Below are 15,410 nucleotides of genomic sequence, written 5' to 3'. Positions count from 1 at the left end.
GGACGACGGATGCTCAACCACGCCACGCGCCGGCATCGCGCAACAACCGCCGCGACGACGCGTAACGCAGCGTGCGGCCGACATCGACCGTCAACGGCCCGCGCCAGTCGAGCGCGATCTCGTAGCGCTCGCCGCGCGCGACCTCGATCTCGCGCTCGCCGTCGAACGCGAGCGTGCCGTGCTCGAACGGGATCGTCTGCCACGCATTCGGCTCGAGCCGCTCGCAGCTGCGCATCACGACACGATCGACGCGGCCGGGTGCGATCGGCGCGACGAGCGGCGTGCCGGCGGTCTTGCCGTCGGCGGCGAAGCGCATCGCGAGCCCGTGCGGCGCGCTGCGCTCGAGCGGTGCCCACGCGCCGCCGAGCGCGGACAGGCCGATGCCATCCGGCTCCGCAAACGTCAGGTAGAGCGTGTCGATGTCGTCGGGCCCCGAGATCGCGCGCGCACCGATGAAGCGCTGGCGGGCCGCGCACACGTCGACGAGCGCGATCTCCTCGCGGCCCGCGTTCGCGCCCGCCGCGCAGCGCACGACGAGCCGCTTGTTGCGCGTGAACGCGACCTCCGCCGGCACGGCGCCGGTCGCGGCGAGTCCTGCCGCGACGCCCGCGACGGTCGCTTCGCGATGTTCGGGAAACGCATTGTTGGTGCCGGTGGACAGCGCGACGAGCGGCGTCGCGCCGCAATGCGCGGCGACCGCGCGATGCGTGCCGTCGCCGCCGAGCACGACGATCAGCGCGACTTCCATCCGGCGCATGTAGGCGGCACCGGCCTGCGTGTCGGCGACGGTGTCCGAGATCGGCAGGTCGACGAATTCGACGTCGGGCCAGCGCTCGTGCGGCGCGACCGCGCGATGCGTATCGAGCGCACGCATCAGCAGCGTCGCGATGCCCGTCTTGTCGCGCAAGGTCAGCACGCGCTCGACGCCCATCGCACCGAGGCCGGCGAGCAGGCGCACGACCATGTTGGCCTTTTCCGCCGTCGGGAATACGGATGCATGCGTCGTCAGGCGGCGAATGTCGCGCCCCGATGCGGGGTTCGCGATCACGCCGACGGTCACGGGCGTCGTCACGGGCTTGTCTCCATCCAGTGGGCCGGCGCTCGCGCGCCGGCCTTGCATGTGTCGTCCGCCGTCATCGAGGGCAGCGGATCGTCGTCGCCGACGCGCTTGCGCCGGCTTGCCCGTGACATCTGCAAGCGGCGTGCCACCGTGTGTGCAATGACCGCGAAACCCGCGTGCGGACTGGCTCGGCGGGTACGCTTGGCATCGGCATCGGCTGCCGCGACGGCCCGACGCCCTGCGAAACCGCCCGTGCGTCTCACGCGGTCGATCTCCTGGCGCGCCGGTTTCGGCGCCTTCATCCGGACCGCAATTTCGCCGGCAAGCCACGCGGCTCGCGGCGCGGCGCGCACCGCCGTGCGCCGGCCCACCGTTGCGCGCGGCCTGCGCGCGCGTCTCAGCCGCGCGAGACCGGCTGAGATACCGCTGAGACGAACGTCTCACGCCGCGCGCGTGCTGCGATGCAATGTGATCCGCGCAAGCGGATGTGCTACAAGAACATCGAATTCCCCGCCGTACGGAACCGGAGCCGATCATGCCTTATGCCGTCCCCCAGGCCCAGCACGCCGACCGTGTGCTCGGCGCGCTCGCCGGACGCCTGCCCGCGCCGGCCGATTCCGCGCGTCTCGTGTCGTCGTGGCAGCGCTCGCTCGAGCGCTACGCGCTCGACCCGGCGTCGTCGATCGGCCCGCGCGTGCTGACCGCGGCCGAGCTGCGCGAGGTGCGCGACAAGGAGGAGGCCTTCCTGCGCGCATCGGGCCAGTGCCTGACGCGCCTGCACGACATGATTCGCGTCGCGGACTACTGCGTGATGCTGACCGACGCGCACGGCGTGACGATCGATTACCGGATCGACCGCGAACGCCGCAACGACTTCCGTCATGCGGGGCTGCACATCGGCTCGTGCTGGTCGGAAAGCGAGGAAGGCACTTGCGGCGTCGCGAGCGTGCTGACCGATCTCGCGCCGATCACCGTGCACAAGACCGACCACTTCCGCGCGGCGTTCACCACGCTCACCTGCAGCGCGGCCCCGATCTTCGCGCCGGGCGGCGAACTGATCGGCGTGCTCGATGCGTCGGCCGTCCAGTCGCCGGACGGCCGCGACAGCCAGCGTCTCGTGTACCAGCTCGTGCGGCAGAGCGCGGCGCTGATCGAGGATGGCTACTTCGTGCACAGCACCGCGCAGCACTGGATATTGTTCGGGCATCCGAATCGTCACTACGTCGAGGCGCAGCCCGAATGGCTGATCGCATTCGACGAATGCGGCAATATCGTCGCCGCGAACCGGACGGCGCGCGACGCGCTGCCGGCGCTGCGCGAACCGCGCCATATCGACGAGATCTTCGATGCGACCGAGATGCCGCTGCGCGACGCCGCGCGGCTCGACGCGATCGTCGCGCTGCGGCTGCGCGCGACCGGCGCCCCGCTCTATGCACGGCTGCGCGCGCCGCTACGGCGCGCCGGCCGCGAAACCGGCACGGCACGGGCCGCCCCGGCATCGCGCCGCCCCGGCACCGCGCAGCGCCACGTCGGCGCGCTGACGCCGTTCCTGCACAGCAGCGACGCGCGCGTCGCGCAGCAGGCCGAACTCGCGCTGCGTGTCGCGAGCAAGCGGCTGCCGATTCTCGTGCTCGGCGAAACCGGCGCGGGCAAGGAAGTGTTCGCCCGCGCGATCCACGACGCCGGTGCGCGACGCGCACGGCCGTTCGTCGCGGTCAACTGCGGCGCGCTGCCCGAGGCGCTGATCGAAAGCGAGCTGTTCGGCTATGCGGCCGGTGCGTTCACCGGTGCGCGCAAGCACGGCGCGCGCGGCAAGATCGCGCTCGCCGACGGCGGCACGCTGTTCCTCGACGAAATCGGCGACATGCCGCTCACGCTGCAGACGCGCCTGCTGCGCGTGCTCGCCGACGGCGAGGTCGTGCCGCTCGGCAGCGATACGCCGGTGCGCGTCGATCTCGACGTGATCTGCGCGACGCACCGCGATCTCGCGCGGATGGTGGCCGACGGCACGTTCCGCGAGGATCTGTATTACCGGCTGAGCGGCGCGACGTTCGAACTGCCGCCGCTGCGCGAGCGCGCGGACGTGAGCGACGTGATCGCCGCGGTGTTCGCCGAGGAAGCGCAGGCGACCGGCCATGTGCTCACGCTCGACGCGACGCTCGCCGAGCAGCTCGCCGCGTATCCGTGGCCCGGCAACGTGCGGCAGCTGCGCAACGTGCTGCGCTATGCGTGCGCGGTGTGCGACGCCGCACGCGTGGCGCGGCGCGACCTGCCGGCCGATCTCGCCGCGCAGCTCGGCGCGGGCCCGGCCGGCGCACTGCCGGACGACGAACGCGGCCGCATCGTCGCGGCGCTCACCGCGCATCGCTGGCGGCCGGACGCTGCCGCACAGGCGCTCGGCATCTCGCGCGCGACGTTGTACCGGCGGATCGCGAAACACCGGATCATCGCACCGCACCGCCTCTGAAGCATCGGGCTCGCGCGATGCGTCGGCACGCGTCGCATCACGCGGCGTGCGCGACCGCTTCGGTCGTGCCGCCGTCCCGGCCGGCCGCTTCATCGCGCCGCGTGAACACCTCGTGCGCGGCGAACAACGCGTTGAGGGCGGCCGGAAAACCCGCGTAGACGGCCATCTGCATGAACACCTCGACGATCTCGTCGCGCGTGCAGCCGACGTTCAGCGCCGCCTCGACATGCACCTTCAGTTGCGGCTGCGCGTTGCCGAGCGCGGCCAGCGCGGCGATCGTCGCGATCTCGCGCGCTTTCAGGTCGAGCTGCGGCCGGCTGTAGATGTCGCCGAAACCGAATTCGACGATCAGCCGCCCGAAGTCCGGCGCGATCGGCGCAAGCGACGCGATCACGCGTTCGCCCACTTCGCCGTCGATTTCCTTCAGCTTGTTCCAGCCGCGCGTGTAGCGATCTTCAACGAGTCGTTCCATGGTGTCCGTCCTGTTCCGAGAATGAGTGAGTAGGGTTCGCCCGTCGTTCCGTCTCGCGTTCCTGCGTCTCGTAGTACGTGATCTTGTCGCCGATCGCGTCGAGGCTCGCCTGCAGCTCCGCGATATGCGCGCGCACCGCGTCGCGATGCGCGGCCAGCAGGCGCCGCCGCGCACCGAACGTCGACTCGCCTTGCGCACGTAGCGCCGCGAACTGCTGCATCTGCGCGATCGGCATGCCGGTCGCCTTCAGGCGCATCACGAAGTCCAGCCAGTCAAGATCGGCCGGCGCGTAGAGCCGGTGCCCGGCCGCCGTGCGCGAAATCGCGCGCAGCAGGCCGGCCTGCTCGTAATACCGCAGCGTATGCGTCGACACGCCGGTCAGTTCGGCGACTTGCCCGATCGTGAGCGGACCGGCGACGGAAGGTCTGGATACGGTTTTCGACATGGCAGGAACAAGGTTAGGAGTTAGAGTTCACTCTAAGTCAAGCGTTGTCGCACGGCCAAGTACAACAATTTGGAATCCCCGCCGCGGACACCGTAAAGAATGGTCAAAACCGCCGCCCGACGCGGCTTTCCGTCTTTACAGCTACGCAAGCCTTCAGCAAGATTCGGTCAGCCTGTCTCAAAAAGGGCACGCATTTGTCCTATGCTTAACGGCGACGCCCGGCCAGGTCTCGCCCCGCCGTCCGTTGCAACAGCCATTCATCCGTCAGAACCAGGGAGCCTTTGCCATGCTGAAAAAGCTGCTGATGCTGTTCGTCGCGCTATCGCTGTCGCTTGCCGCCGGCCTCGCCGCGGCCGTCGAAGTCAACACGGCCGACCAGGCCGCGCTCGAATCGGTGAAGGGCCTCGGCCCCGTGAAGTCGAAGGCGATCATCGACGAACGCACCAAGAACGGCCCGTTCAAGGACGCGGACGATCTCGCGAACCGCGTGAAGGGTCTCGGCACGAAGTCGGTCGGGCATCTCGAGGAAAACGGCCTGACGATCGGCGGTTCGTCGACGCCGCCGAAGGGCGTGAAGCTGTCGAAGCCGGCCGCGACGACCCCGTCGACCACGCCGGCCACGACGCCGGCAGGCACCGCTCCGACGTCGACGACCGCGACGGCCGGCACGACGGCGACGGCACCCGCACCGGCCGCGAGCGCGCCGGAAGCGGCGACCAAGCCGGCCAAGGGCAAGCGCGCCTCGAAGAAGGACAAGGCGGCCGCAGCCGCGGCGGCCTCCGCCGACGCGGGCGCGAGCGCGAGCGCGCCGGCCGCAGCGTCGTCCACGAAGGCGACGAAGGGTTCGAAGAAGAAGAGCAAGAAGGACAAGGCAGCCTCCGCCGCCGCGGCGTCGGGCGCCTGATGTGCGCCGCGTGCGCGATGGCGTGCGCGCGGCATTCGATCAACGGGCGCCGTCGTCACGGCGCCCTTTTCAGTAAAGGTGAAGAACCATGGGTCTCCTCGATATCGTTGGCGGTCTGCTCGGCGGCCAGGCCGGCGGCAACTCGCAAAGCGCGCTGATCGCGACCGCGCTCGAATTCATCAACAACCAGCCGGGCGGGCTGAACGGCCTGATCGAGAAGTTCCAGAAAGGCGGCGCCGGCGACGTGATCGGCTCGTGGGTCGGCACCGGCGAAAACCAGCCGATCTCGCCCGACACGCTGCAGAACGTGCTCGGCTCGGACGTCGTCGGTTCGCTCGCCAGCAAGATCGGCATCGATCCGGGCCAGGCCTCGTCGATCCTCGCGCAGGTGCTGCCGCACGTCGTCAACAGCGCGACGCCGAACGGCGAAGTGCCGGCCGGCGGCCAGATCGACACGTCGAACGTGCTCGGCACGCTCACGCAGCTCGCCGGCATGTTCGGCGGCAACAAGCAAGGCTGAGCCGCGCCGGCTGACGGCCTCGGCAGCGGTTTCGGCCGCCCCATATGCAAACACCCCGCCTGAGCGGGGTGTTTGTTTTTGCGTGCCCGGCGCGAACCGGGCACGCGGCCGATGGCCGGCGATCAGTGCACGACGCGGTCGAACACGAACTGGCCGTCGTTGACGTCGACCGGGATCACGTCCTTCGGACCGAAGCGGCCCGCGAGGATCAGCTTCGCGACCGGGTTCTCGATCTCCTGCTGGATCGCGCGCTTCAGCGGCCGCGCGCCGAACACCGGATCGTAGCCGACCTTCGCGATCTGTTCGAGCGCCGCCGGCGACACGTCGAGCGCCATGTCGAGCTTCGCGAGCCGGTCGTGCAAGCGCGCGAGCTGGATCTTCGCGATCGACTCGATGTTGCTGCGATCGAGCGCGTGGAACACGACGACGTCGTCGATCCGGTTCAGGAACTCCGGACGGAAGTGCTGCTTCACTTCGAGCCACACGGCGTCCTTGATCTCTTCCTGCGGCGAACCCGTCATCGCCTGGATCACCTGCGAGCCGAGGTTCGACGTCATCACGATCACCGTGTTCTTGAAGTCGACCGTACGCCCCTGCCCGTCGGTCATGCGGCCGTCGTCGAGCACCTGCAGCAGCACGTTGAACACGTCCGGATGCGCCTTCTCGATCTCGTCGAGCAGGATCACGCTGTACGGCTTGCGGCGCACGGCTTCCGTCAGGTAGCCGCCCTCCTCGTAGCCGACGTAGCCCGGCGGCGCGCCGATCAGCCGCGCGACGCTGTGCTTCTCCATGAACTCGCTCATGTCGATGCGGATCAGGTGCTCTTCGGAATCGAACAGGAACGACGCCAGCGCCTTGCACAGCTCGGTCTTGCCGACCCCCGTCGGGCCGAGGAACAGGAACGAGCCGTACGGACGGTTCGGATCGGCGAGACCCGCGCGCGAACGGCGGATCGCATCCGCGACCGCACTGATCGCCTCGTCCTGGCCGACCACGCGCTCGTGCAGCTTTTCCTCGATGTGCAGCAGCTTCTCGCGTTCGCCCTGCATCATCCGCGACACGGGAATCCCGGTCGAACGCGACACGACTTCCGCGATTTCCTCTGCGCCGACCTGCGTGCGCAGCAGACGCGGACGCGTCGGGTTGTGCTGCTCCTGCTCTTCGGCCTGCGTGACCTGCTTCAGTTGCGACTCGAGTTGCGGCAGCTTGCCGTACTGCAGCTCGGCGACCTTCTCCAGCTTGCCGTCACGCTGCAGACGCGCGATGTCGGCGCGCACCTTCTCGATCTCTTCCTTCAGCTGTGCGCTGCCCTGTACCGCGGCCTTCTCGGCGGTCCAGATCTCTTCCAGGTCCGCGTACTCGCGGCCGAGGCGTTCGATCTCTTCCTCGATCAGCTGCAGGCGCTTCTGCGACGCTTCATCCTGCTCCTTCTTCACGGCCTCGCGCTCGATCTTCAGCTGGATCAGACGACGATCGAGCTTGTCCATCTCTTCGGGCTTCGAATCGATTTCCATCTTGATCTTCGACGCAGCCTCGTCGATCAGGTCGATCGCCTTGTCCGGCAGGAAACGATCGGTGATGTAGCGATGCGACAGCTCGGCCGCGGCGACGATCGCCGGGTCGGTGATGTCGACGCCGTGGTGCAGTTCGTACTTCTCCTGCAGCCCGCGCAGGATCGCGATCGTCGCCTCGACGCTCGGCTCGTCGACGAGCACCTTCTGGAAGCGGCGCTCGAGCGCGGCATCCTTCTCGATGTACTTGCGGTATTCGTCGAGCGTGGTCGCGCCGATGCAGTGCAGCTCGCCGCGCGACAGCGCCGGCTTCAGCATGTTGCCCGCGTCCATCGCGCCTTCGGCCTTGCCGGCACCGACCATCGTGTGGATCTCGTCGATGAACACGATCGTCCGGCCTTCGTCCTTCGCGATGTCGTTGAGCACGGCCTTCAGGCGCTCCTCGAACTCGCCGCGGTACTTCGCGCCGGCGAGCAGCGCGGCCATGTCGAGCGACAGCACGCGCTTGCCCTTCAGCGTCTCGGGTACTTCGCCGTTGACGATCCGCTGCGCGAGCCCTTCGACGATCGCGGTCTTGCCGACGCCCGGCTCGCCGATCAGCACCGGGTTGTTCTTGGTGCGGCGCTGCAGGATCTGGATCGAACGGCGGATTTCGTCGTCGCGGCCGATCACCGGATCGAGCTTGCCCGCGCGGGCGCGCTCGGTCAGGTCGACCGTGTATTTCTTCAGCGCCTCGCGCTGGCTTTCCGCGTCCTGGCTGTGCACCTGCGAGCCGCCGCGCACCGCGGCGATCGCGGCTTCGAGCGCCTTGCGCGTGAGGCCGTGCTGGCGGGCCAGCTTGCCGGCTTCGCCCTTGTCGTCGGACACGGCGAGCAGGAACATCTCGCTCGCGATGAACGTGTCGTTGAGCTTCTGCGCTTCCTTGTCGGCCTGGTTCAGCAGCCCGGCCAGCTCGCGGCCGATCTGGATGTCGCCGCCCGTGCCCGTCACTTGCGGCAGCCGCGAAATGGCTTCGTTCAGCGCGCCTTGCAGCGCCTGCACGTGAACGCCCGCGCGCGACATCAGCGAGCGGGCGGAGCCGTCCTGCTGCGCGACCAGCGCCGCCAGCACGTGAACGGGTTCGATGTATTGATTGTCGCGGCCAGCCGCGAGGCTTTGCGCGTCAGAGAGTGCTTCCTGGAACTTGGTGGTGAGCTTGTCGATTCTCATTTGGTGAGACCTCCAATTTTCGATTAACACCAAGATGAGGATGGTTATACGGGTTTCAAGCGAAATTCGGGTTGATTCAACGCAAAAATCGCCGGGCGGCGACCCGCCGGCCTGTGGGCGGGCCGCAGCGCGGACGGCGGGGATGGCGCCGGCGTGTCAGTCGCCCCTCGACGACGATTCGGCGGCCGCCGGCGCGTCATCCCCGGACGGTTCGGCGCGCACCAGCGCGATCGGACGAATGCCCAGCAGCGCGGCGAGCGGCGACGCGGGCACGCTCAGCTCGCCGAGCGTGTGGCGGTCGAGCTCGGCAAAGAATGCGTCGCGCGCGGCCGCCAGCACACCCTTCAGGCGGCATTGCGGCTCGATCACGCAGCCGCGCGCCTCGTCGCCGTCGGCCACGAAGCAGCCGACCAGCGCGAAATCGTTCTCGGTCGCACGCACCACCTGGCCGACCGTCAGCTTCAGCGATTCGGGGAACAGCCGCAGCCCGCCGTTGCGGCCGCGCACGGTGTCGACCCAGCCGAGCTCGCCGAGCTGCTGCACGACTTTCATCAGATGGTTCTTCGAGATGCCGTAGGCGTCCGAGATCTCCTGGATCGTCGCGAGCCCCTCGCCGCGCACGGCGAGATACAGCATGACGCGCAGCGAGTAGTCGGTGTAGTCGGTGAGTCTCATGAGCAGATACGGAAAATCGTCGATCGTGCCCCGCTCGGGCGAAGCGGGTCGATCGGAACACGCGCCGGGGCGGCTGTCGAGGCCACTGACGACGCCGGGTTGCCGGGACGGCCTGCGCGCAATAAGATGCATGACATCTGCGCATTTTTCAGGCAGGGGTGGACGCTATTTTGCGTCAAAATTCCGTCGGCGTCCTGCGCGTTGCCCCCGCCGCCGTTCCGCCGATACGTCACCGATGCCCTGAATTTCCCGGCCCTTTTTTGCCATGACCGCCCTGCCCGCCACGCCCGATACCGCTCCGGCCCGCCTGCGCGACGCCGAACCGACCGAAGACAACATCCGCGACCTCGTGTACGCGTTCTACGACCGCGTGCGCGCCGATCCGCTGCTCGGCCCCGTGTTCGACGCGAAGCTGGACGGCCGCTGGGACGACCATCTGCCGAAGATGGTGAGCTTCTGGTCGAGCCTCGTGCTCGGCACCAAGGGCTATCGCGGCAACGTGCAGCAGGCGCACCAGCCGCTCGACGGGATCGAGCCCGCGCATTTCAGCCGCTGGCTGTCGCTGTTCCTGAAGACCGTCGAGGGGCGCTATACGCCGCCCGCGGCCATCCGCTTCATGGAGCCCGCGCTGCGGATCGCGCAGAGCCTGCAGTTGAGCCGCTTCGGCTGGGATTACCCGATTCCGCCCGAGCAGCAGGCGCTGCTCGACGCGATCGCGCCGCGCCGCCGCGACACGGGCGACGATCCGCATGCGCTGCCGTCACGCGCCCGCGGCGAGCCGTTTCCGGCGAGGATCATCGGACGCGGCACGGATCCGGACGCCTGATACGACGATTCGCGGCGCTCGAACCTTCGAGCGCCTGCGGCACATCGCCGCACAATGCGAACGCCGCGCTCAACGCGGCGTGTTACCCGATTCGACGCCCCAGCGCGCGAGCGCCGCATCGTCGGTACTGCGGGCATCGACCCAGCGCTCGCCGTCCGGCGTCGTTTCCTTTTTCCAGAACGGCGCCTCGGTCTTCAGGTAGTCCATCACGAATTCGCACGACGCGAACGCGTCGCCGCGATGCGACGCGACCGTCGCGACCATCACGATCTGGTCGAGCGGCAGCAGCCGGCCGACGCGGTGCACGATTGCGACGTCGATCCCGGGCCAGCGCCGGCCGGCCTCGGCGGCGATCTTCTCGAGCGCCTTCTCGGTCATCCCCGGATAGTGCTCGAGTTCCATCGCGGCGACCGAATCGCCTTCGTTCAGGTCGCGCACGGTGCCGACGAAGCATGCGACCGCGCCGATCTTCGGGTTGCGCGCGCGCAGTGCCGCGACTTCGGTGTTCAGGTCGAAGTCGTCGGTCTGGATTCGTATCGTTGCCATCATCTGCCTCTGTCGACCAGAGTTAGCGCTTCAGCGCTTACTCTGGTCCCATGCTTTGCGGTCGACCAGAGTTAGCGCTTTAGTGCTTGCTCTAGTCCCATGCTTCGCGGTCGACCAGAGTTAGCGCTTTAGCACCTACTCCGGTCCCATCCAAAGCTCAACCGCCCGTCACCGGCGGAAAAAACGCGACCTCGCAACCGTCGGTGAGCCGCGTATCGGGATCGGTCATCTCGTGATTGCATGCCATGCGCAACGCGCGCCCTTCGGCGAGCGTTTCGGCCCACGCGCCGCCACGCAGGCGCAGCCAGGCGCGCACGTCGCCGACGGTCGTCACGCCGTCCGGCACGTCGGCCTGCTCGTCGGACACGCCCAGCGCCTCGCGCACGCTTGCAAAGAATTTCAGCTGAATCTTCATAAGTCGGGAAGCCGTCGTATTACGACAGCAGTTCGGAAAACGGAATGAAACGCACGGTCTCGCCCGCGCTGATCGCGTGCTGCGGCGGATTGTCGATCAGTCCGTCGCCCCAGACCGTCGACGTCAACACCGCCGAGCTCTGGTTCGGGAACAGGTCGAGGCCGCCGGCCGCGTTGACGCGCGCGCGCAGGAATTCGTTGCGCCGGTCGCCCTTGCCTTGCGAGAAGTCCGCGCGCAGCGACAGCGCGCGCGGCGCGACGTCGCGCACGCCGGACAGGCGCAGCAGGAACGGCCGCACGAACAGCAGGAACGTGACGAAGCTCGACACGGGGTTGCCCGGCAGCCCGATGAAATGGGCGTCGGGACGCGCGTCGCCGCGACGCACCGCGCCGAACGCGAGCGGCTTGCCCGGCTTCATCGCGATCTGCCACAGCGCGAGCCGCCCTTCGGCCTCGACGGCCGGCTTCACGTGATCCTCGTCGCCGACCGATACGCCGCCGCTTGTCAGGATCACGTCGTGATCGCGCGCGGCCTCGCGCAGCGTGTCGCGGGTCGCGGCGAGCGAGTCGGGCACGATCCCGTAGTCGGTCACGTGGCAGCCGAGCCGCTCGAGCAGCCCGCGCAGCGTGAAGCGGTTCGAGTTGTAGATCGCGCCGGGCTTCAGCGGCTCGCCCGGCATCGTCAGTTCGTCGCCGGTGAAGAACACCGCGACGCGAATCCGCCGCGCGACCGACAGCTGCGCGCAGCCGACCGACGCGGCCAGCCCGAGCGCCTGCGGCGTGAGCCGCGTGCCGGCCGGCAGGATCACCGAACCCTGGCGGATGTCCGCGCCCTGCGCGGTGATCCATTCACCGGCCTTCGGCGTGTGCAGGATCTCGACCGCATCGCCGTCGGCCGACGTCTGTTCCTGCATCACGACGGCGTCGGCGCCGGCCGGCACCGTCGCGCCGGTGAAGATCCGCGCGGCCGTGCCCGCCGCGAGCGGCGCGGCCGGATGGCCGGCCGGAATCCGCTGCGACACCGGCAGGCGCCGCTCGCCGTGCAGCAGGTCGGCGACGCGCACCGCGTAGCCGTCCATCGCGCTCGTATGCATCGGCGGCACGTCGAGCGGCGAACTCACGTCGGCCGCCAGCACGCGGCCGAGCGCGTCGAGCGTGGCGACGGTTTCGGCGCCGGGCAACGGCTTCGCGGCTTCGAGCAGCGCGGCCAGCGCCTCGGCGGTCGACAGCATCGGCGCGCGCGGCGCCGCGGGATTCGGATTCGACATCGATGGAATCGGGGAAACGTTGGAGTCAATACGTCATTGTAGCGACGCCGTCGCGCCCACGCGCGATATGCCGGACATGCGGCAACTGTGATCGGCGCGAACACGCGGCACTGGCACTTGTTTCGATTTACTTGTTTCGATTCGCGCGCCGTCGGACGGCGCGCCCGTGCGCGGCCGCCGCCCAACCCAAACAAAACGGCCGGAACCCCGATCCGTGCGACGAATCGGCATTCCGGCCGTGCTGCGCCGCCGGGCTTGCGACCCCGCGGCACGGTGCTGCCCCAGTGCTACGTTACGCGCCCGTATGCGCGACGATGAAGTCCTTCACCTGCTGCGCGTCGGCCTTCACGACCTCGAAACGCTGCGGCAGCGCCTCGAGCCCGTCGAATGCGGCCGGCCGCTCGGCCTCGCGATCGAGCGCTTCGCGGATCGTCTCGCCGAACTTGATCGGCTGGGCCGTCTCGAGCACGACCATCGGCACGCCCGCGTCGAGATGCTCGCGCGCGACCTTCACGCCGTCGGCCGTGTGCGTATCGATCATCGTGTCGTAGCGCGAGAACACGTCGCGGATCGTCGCGATACGGTCCGTGTGGCTGCTGCGGCCCGACACGAAGCCGAACTCGGCGACGCGCGCGAAATCGCCGCTCGCCGCGAGATCGAAACCACCCTTCTCCTCGACGTCGCGGAACAGCTGCATCACGCGGGCCGGATCGCGGCCGAGCAGGTCGAACACGAAGCGCTCGAAGTTCGACGCCTTCGAGATGTCCATGCTCGGGCTGCTCGTGTGATAGGTGTTTTCTGCGCTGCGCACACGGTATGCGCCGGTGCGGAAGAACTCGTCGAGCACGTCGTTCTCGTTGGTGGCGACCACGAGCTTCGCGATCGGCAGGCCCATCATCCGCGCGATGTGACCCGCGCAGACGTTGCCGAAGTTGCCCGACGGCACCGTAAACGACACGCGCTGGTCGTTCGACGTCGTCGCCGCGAAATAGCCCTTGAAGTAGTACACGACCTGCGCGACGACGCGCGCCCAGTTGATCGAGTTGACCGTGCCGATCTTCTGCTGCGCCTTGAACGCGTGATCGTTCGAGACGGCCTTCACGATGTCCTGGCAGTCGTCGAACACGCCTTCGACCGCGAGGTTGAAGATGTTCGGATCCTGCAGGCTGAACATCTGGGCGGTCTGGAACGCGCTCATCTTCTTGTGCGGCGACAGCATGAACACGCGCACGCCTGCCTTGCCGCGCATCGCGTACTCGGCCGCGCTGCCGGTGTCGCCCGACGTCGCGCCGAGGATGTTCAACGCTTCGCCGTGCTTCGCGAGCGTGTACTCGAACAGGTTGCCGAGCAGCTGCATCGCCATGTCCTTGAACGCGAGCGTCGGGCCGTTCGACAGTTCGAGCAGCGACAGCGCCGCGCCGTTCTCGGTGCCGAGCGTCTTCAGCGGCGTGATGTCGGACGCGTTCTCGCCGTGGCGCGTGTTGCTGTATACGGCGGCCGTATAGGTGCGGCGCGTGATCGCGCGCAGGTCGTCGGCCGGCACGTCATCGCAGAACTTCGACAGGATCTCGAACGCGAGATCCGCGTACGGCAGCGTGCGCCAGCGCGCGAGTTCGTCGGCCGACACCTGCGGGTACTCGGCCGGCAGGTACAGCCCGCCGTCCTTCGCAAGGCCGCCGAGCAGGATGTCGGAGAACGTGTGGCGCTCGCCGATGCCGGCGCCGCGCGTGGAGATGTAGTTCATGTCGTTCCTGGTCCTCAGTTCAGCGCTTCCATGCGCAGCTTCGTCACCTTCGAGACCACCGTCGCGAGGCTCTCGATCTGCGCGATCGCCGCGTTCACGTGCTTCTCGAGCGTCTCGTGCGTGATCAGGATGATGTCGGTTTCGCCGTTCGCGTCGTCGACCTGCTCCGATTCCTTCTGCAGCAGCGCGTCGATCGAGATGCCCGTGGCGGCGAGGATGCGCGTGATGTCCGCGAGCACGCCGGTCTGGTCGGCCACGCGCAGGCGCAGGTAGTAGCCGCTCGTCACTTCCTCGATCGGCAGGATCGGCGTGTTCGACAGGCTGTCCGGCTGGAACGCGAGATGCGGCACGCGATGCTCGGGGTCGGCCGTGTGCAGGCGCGTGACGTCGACGAGATCCGCGACGACCGCCGACGCGGTCGGTTCCGCGCCCGCGCCCTTGCCGTAGTACAGCGTCGTGCCGACCGCGTCGCCGTGCACGACGACCGCGTTCATCGCGCCCTCGACGTTCGCGAGCAGGCGCTTCTCCGGAATCAGCGTCGGGTGCACGCGCAGCTCGATGCCCTTTTCGGCGCGGCGCGCGATGCCGAGCAGCTTGATCCGGTAGCCGAGCTCTTCCGCGTAGCGGATGTCGGTCGCGTCGAGCTTGCTGATGCCTTCGACGTAGGCACGGTCGAACTGGACCGGCACGCCGAACGCGATCGCGCTCATGATGGTCGCCTTGTGCGCGGCGTCGACGCCTTCGATGTCGAAGGTCGGATCGGCTTCCGCATAGCCGAGCTCCTGCGCGGCCTTCAGCGCGGTCGCGAAGTCGAGGCCGCGGTCGCGCATTTCCGACAGGATGTAGTTCGTCGTGCCGTTGATGATGCCGGCGATGTACTGGATGCGGTTCGCGGTCAGGCCTTCGCGCAGCGCCTTGATGATCGGGATGCCGCCGGCGACGGCCGCCTCGAACGCGACCATCACGCCCTTCTCGCGCGCGGCCTCGAAGATCTCGGTGCCGTGCACCGCGAGCAGCGCCTTGTTCGCCGTCACGACGTGCTTGCCGTTCGCGATCGCGCGCAGCACGAGCTCGCGTGCGATGCCCGTACCGCCGATCATCTCGGCGATGATCGAGATCGACGGATCGTCGACGACCGCGTTGAAATCGTCGGTGATCTGCGCGGCGCCGGCGTTACCGCCGAGTGCGGCCTGCGCCTTGGCCGGATTGCGCACGGCAATGCGCGCGATCTCGATGCCGCGCCCCGCGCGTCGCTTGATTTCTTCCTGGTTGCGGTGCAGCACCGTGAAGGTGCCGCTGCCGACGGTGCCGAAGCCCAACAGGCCAACTTTGATCGGTTCCATGCTGCG

General features: G+C 68.4%; 14 protein-coding genes. 4 read left to right on the top strand and 10 right to left on the bottom strand.

The window, feature by feature from the left end; genetic code table 11:
- Nucleotides 1-13: 13 nt before the first annotated feature.
- Nucleotides 14-1,072: an ATP-NAD kinase family protein gene (locus tag U5A56_RS08290; protein ID WP_044847258.1), complete on the bottom strand. Its 1,059-nt coding sequence runs from the start codon at nt 1,070-1,072 to the stop codon at nt 14-16.
- A 523-nt stretch (nt 1,073-1,595) separates the two neighbouring features.
- Between U5A56_RS08290 and U5A56_RS08285 the strand changes: the two genes are divergently transcribed.
- Nucleotides 1,596-3,527, top strand: a complete 1,932-nt coding sequence (locus U5A56_RS08285) for a sigma-54-dependent Fis family transcriptional regulator (RefSeq protein WP_321921814.1) — start codon at nt 1,596-1,598, stop codon at nt 3,525-3,527.
- A gap of 37 nt (nt 3,528-3,564) precedes the next feature.
- Here the strand turns inward: U5A56_RS08285 and U5A56_RS08280 are convergent, their stop codons facing one another.
- A complete protein-coding gene (locus U5A56_RS08280) occupies nt 3,565-3,999 on the bottom strand; it encodes a carboxymuconolactone decarboxylase family protein (RefSeq protein ID WP_321809159.1) in 435 nt (144 codons plus the stop codon).
- Nucleotides 3,983-4,444 carry a MerR family transcriptional regulator gene (locus U5A56_RS08275; protein ID WP_321921812.1) on the bottom strand — a complete coding sequence of 154 codons (462 nt, stop codon included), beginning with the start codon at nt 4,442-4,444 and terminating at the stop codon, nt 3,983-3,985. The genes U5A56_RS08280 and U5A56_RS08275 overlap by 17 nt, the downstream gene beginning before the upstream one ends.
- A 286-nt stretch (nt 4,445-4,730) precedes the next feature.
- On the opposite strand from U5A56_RS08275, the gene U5A56_RS08270 reads away from it, so the two are divergent.
- Nucleotides 4,731-5,348 (top strand): ComEA family DNA-binding protein, encoded by a 618-nt coding sequence (locus U5A56_RS08270; RefSeq protein WP_321921810.1) that lies wholly within the window; start codon nt 4,731-4,733, stop codon nt 5,346-5,348.
- A gap of 88 nt (nt 5,349-5,436) precedes the next feature.
- Nucleotides 5,437-5,868 (top strand): YidB family protein, encoded by a 432-nt coding sequence (locus U5A56_RS08265; protein WP_044847252.1) that lies wholly within the window; start codon nt 5,437-5,439, stop codon nt 5,866-5,868.
- Nucleotides 5,869-5,990: 122 nt separating this feature from the next.
- Here U5A56_RS08265 and clpB read toward each other — a convergent pair whose 3' ends face one another.
- A complete protein-coding gene (clpB, locus tag U5A56_RS08260) occupies nt 5,991-8,588 on the bottom strand; it encodes an ATP-dependent chaperone ClpB (protein WP_321921809.1) in 2,598 nt (865 codons plus the stop codon).
- 156 nt (nt 8,589-8,744) lie between these two features.
- Entirely contained in the window at nt 8,745-9,263 is a 519-nt protein-coding gene (locus U5A56_RS08255; protein WP_321809163.1) for an Rrf2 family transcriptional regulator, read from the bottom strand.
- Nucleotides 9,264-9,528: 265 nt separating this feature from the next.
- Between U5A56_RS08255 and U5A56_RS08250 the strand changes: the two genes are divergently transcribed.
- Nucleotides 9,529-10,089 (top strand): group III truncated hemoglobin, encoded by a 561-nt coding sequence (locus U5A56_RS08250; RefSeq protein ID WP_321921807.1) that lies wholly within the window; start codon nt 9,529-9,531, stop codon nt 10,087-10,089.
- Between the two features lie 69 nt (nt 10,090-10,158).
- On the opposite strand, the gene U5A56_RS08245 is transcribed toward U5A56_RS08250, so the two are convergent.
- The 5 genes from U5A56_RS08245 to U5A56_RS08225 form a co-directional block, all read right to left on the bottom strand.
- Nucleotides 10,159-10,635: a molybdenum cofactor biosynthesis protein MoaE gene (locus U5A56_RS08245; protein ID WP_124486280.1), complete on the bottom strand. Its 477-nt coding sequence runs from the start codon at nt 10,633-10,635 to the stop codon at nt 10,159-10,161.
- 157 nt (nt 10,636-10,792) lie between these two features.
- Nucleotides 10,793-11,050, bottom strand: coding sequence for a molybdopterin converting factor subunit 1 (gene moaD, locus U5A56_RS08240; protein ID WP_006758354.1), 258 nt, complete (start codon nt 11,048-11,050; stop codon nt 10,793-10,795).
- 19 nt (nt 11,051-11,069) lie between these two features.
- On the bottom strand, nt 11,070-12,317 hold the full coding sequence (gene glp, locus U5A56_RS08235; protein WP_321921806.1) for a gephyrin-like molybdotransferase Glp: 1,248 nt from the start codon (nt 12,315-12,317) through the stop codon (nt 11,070-11,072).
- Between the two features lie 292 nt (nt 12,318-12,609).
- Nucleotides 12,610-14,061: a threonine synthase gene (gene thrC, locus U5A56_RS08230; RefSeq protein ID WP_321921804.1), complete on the bottom strand. Its 1,452-nt coding sequence runs from the start codon at nt 14,059-14,061 to the stop codon at nt 12,610-12,612.
- 14 nt (nt 14,062-14,075) lie between these two features.
- A complete protein-coding gene (locus tag U5A56_RS08225; protein WP_044847245.1) occupies nt 14,076-15,404 on the bottom strand; it encodes a homoserine dehydrogenase in 1,329 nt (442 codons plus the stop codon).
- Between the last annotated feature and the right edge of the window lie 6 nt (nt 15,405-15,410).

Source organism: Burkholderia sp. BCC1998, from assembly GCF_905339875.1.
In the GTDB taxonomy this organism is placed as follows: Bacteria; Pseudomonadota; Gammaproteobacteria; order Burkholderiales; family Burkholderiaceae; genus Burkholderia.
The sequence above is the reverse complement of the archived record's forward strand: the minus strand, read 5'-3'. Positions and strand labels throughout refer to the sequence as shown.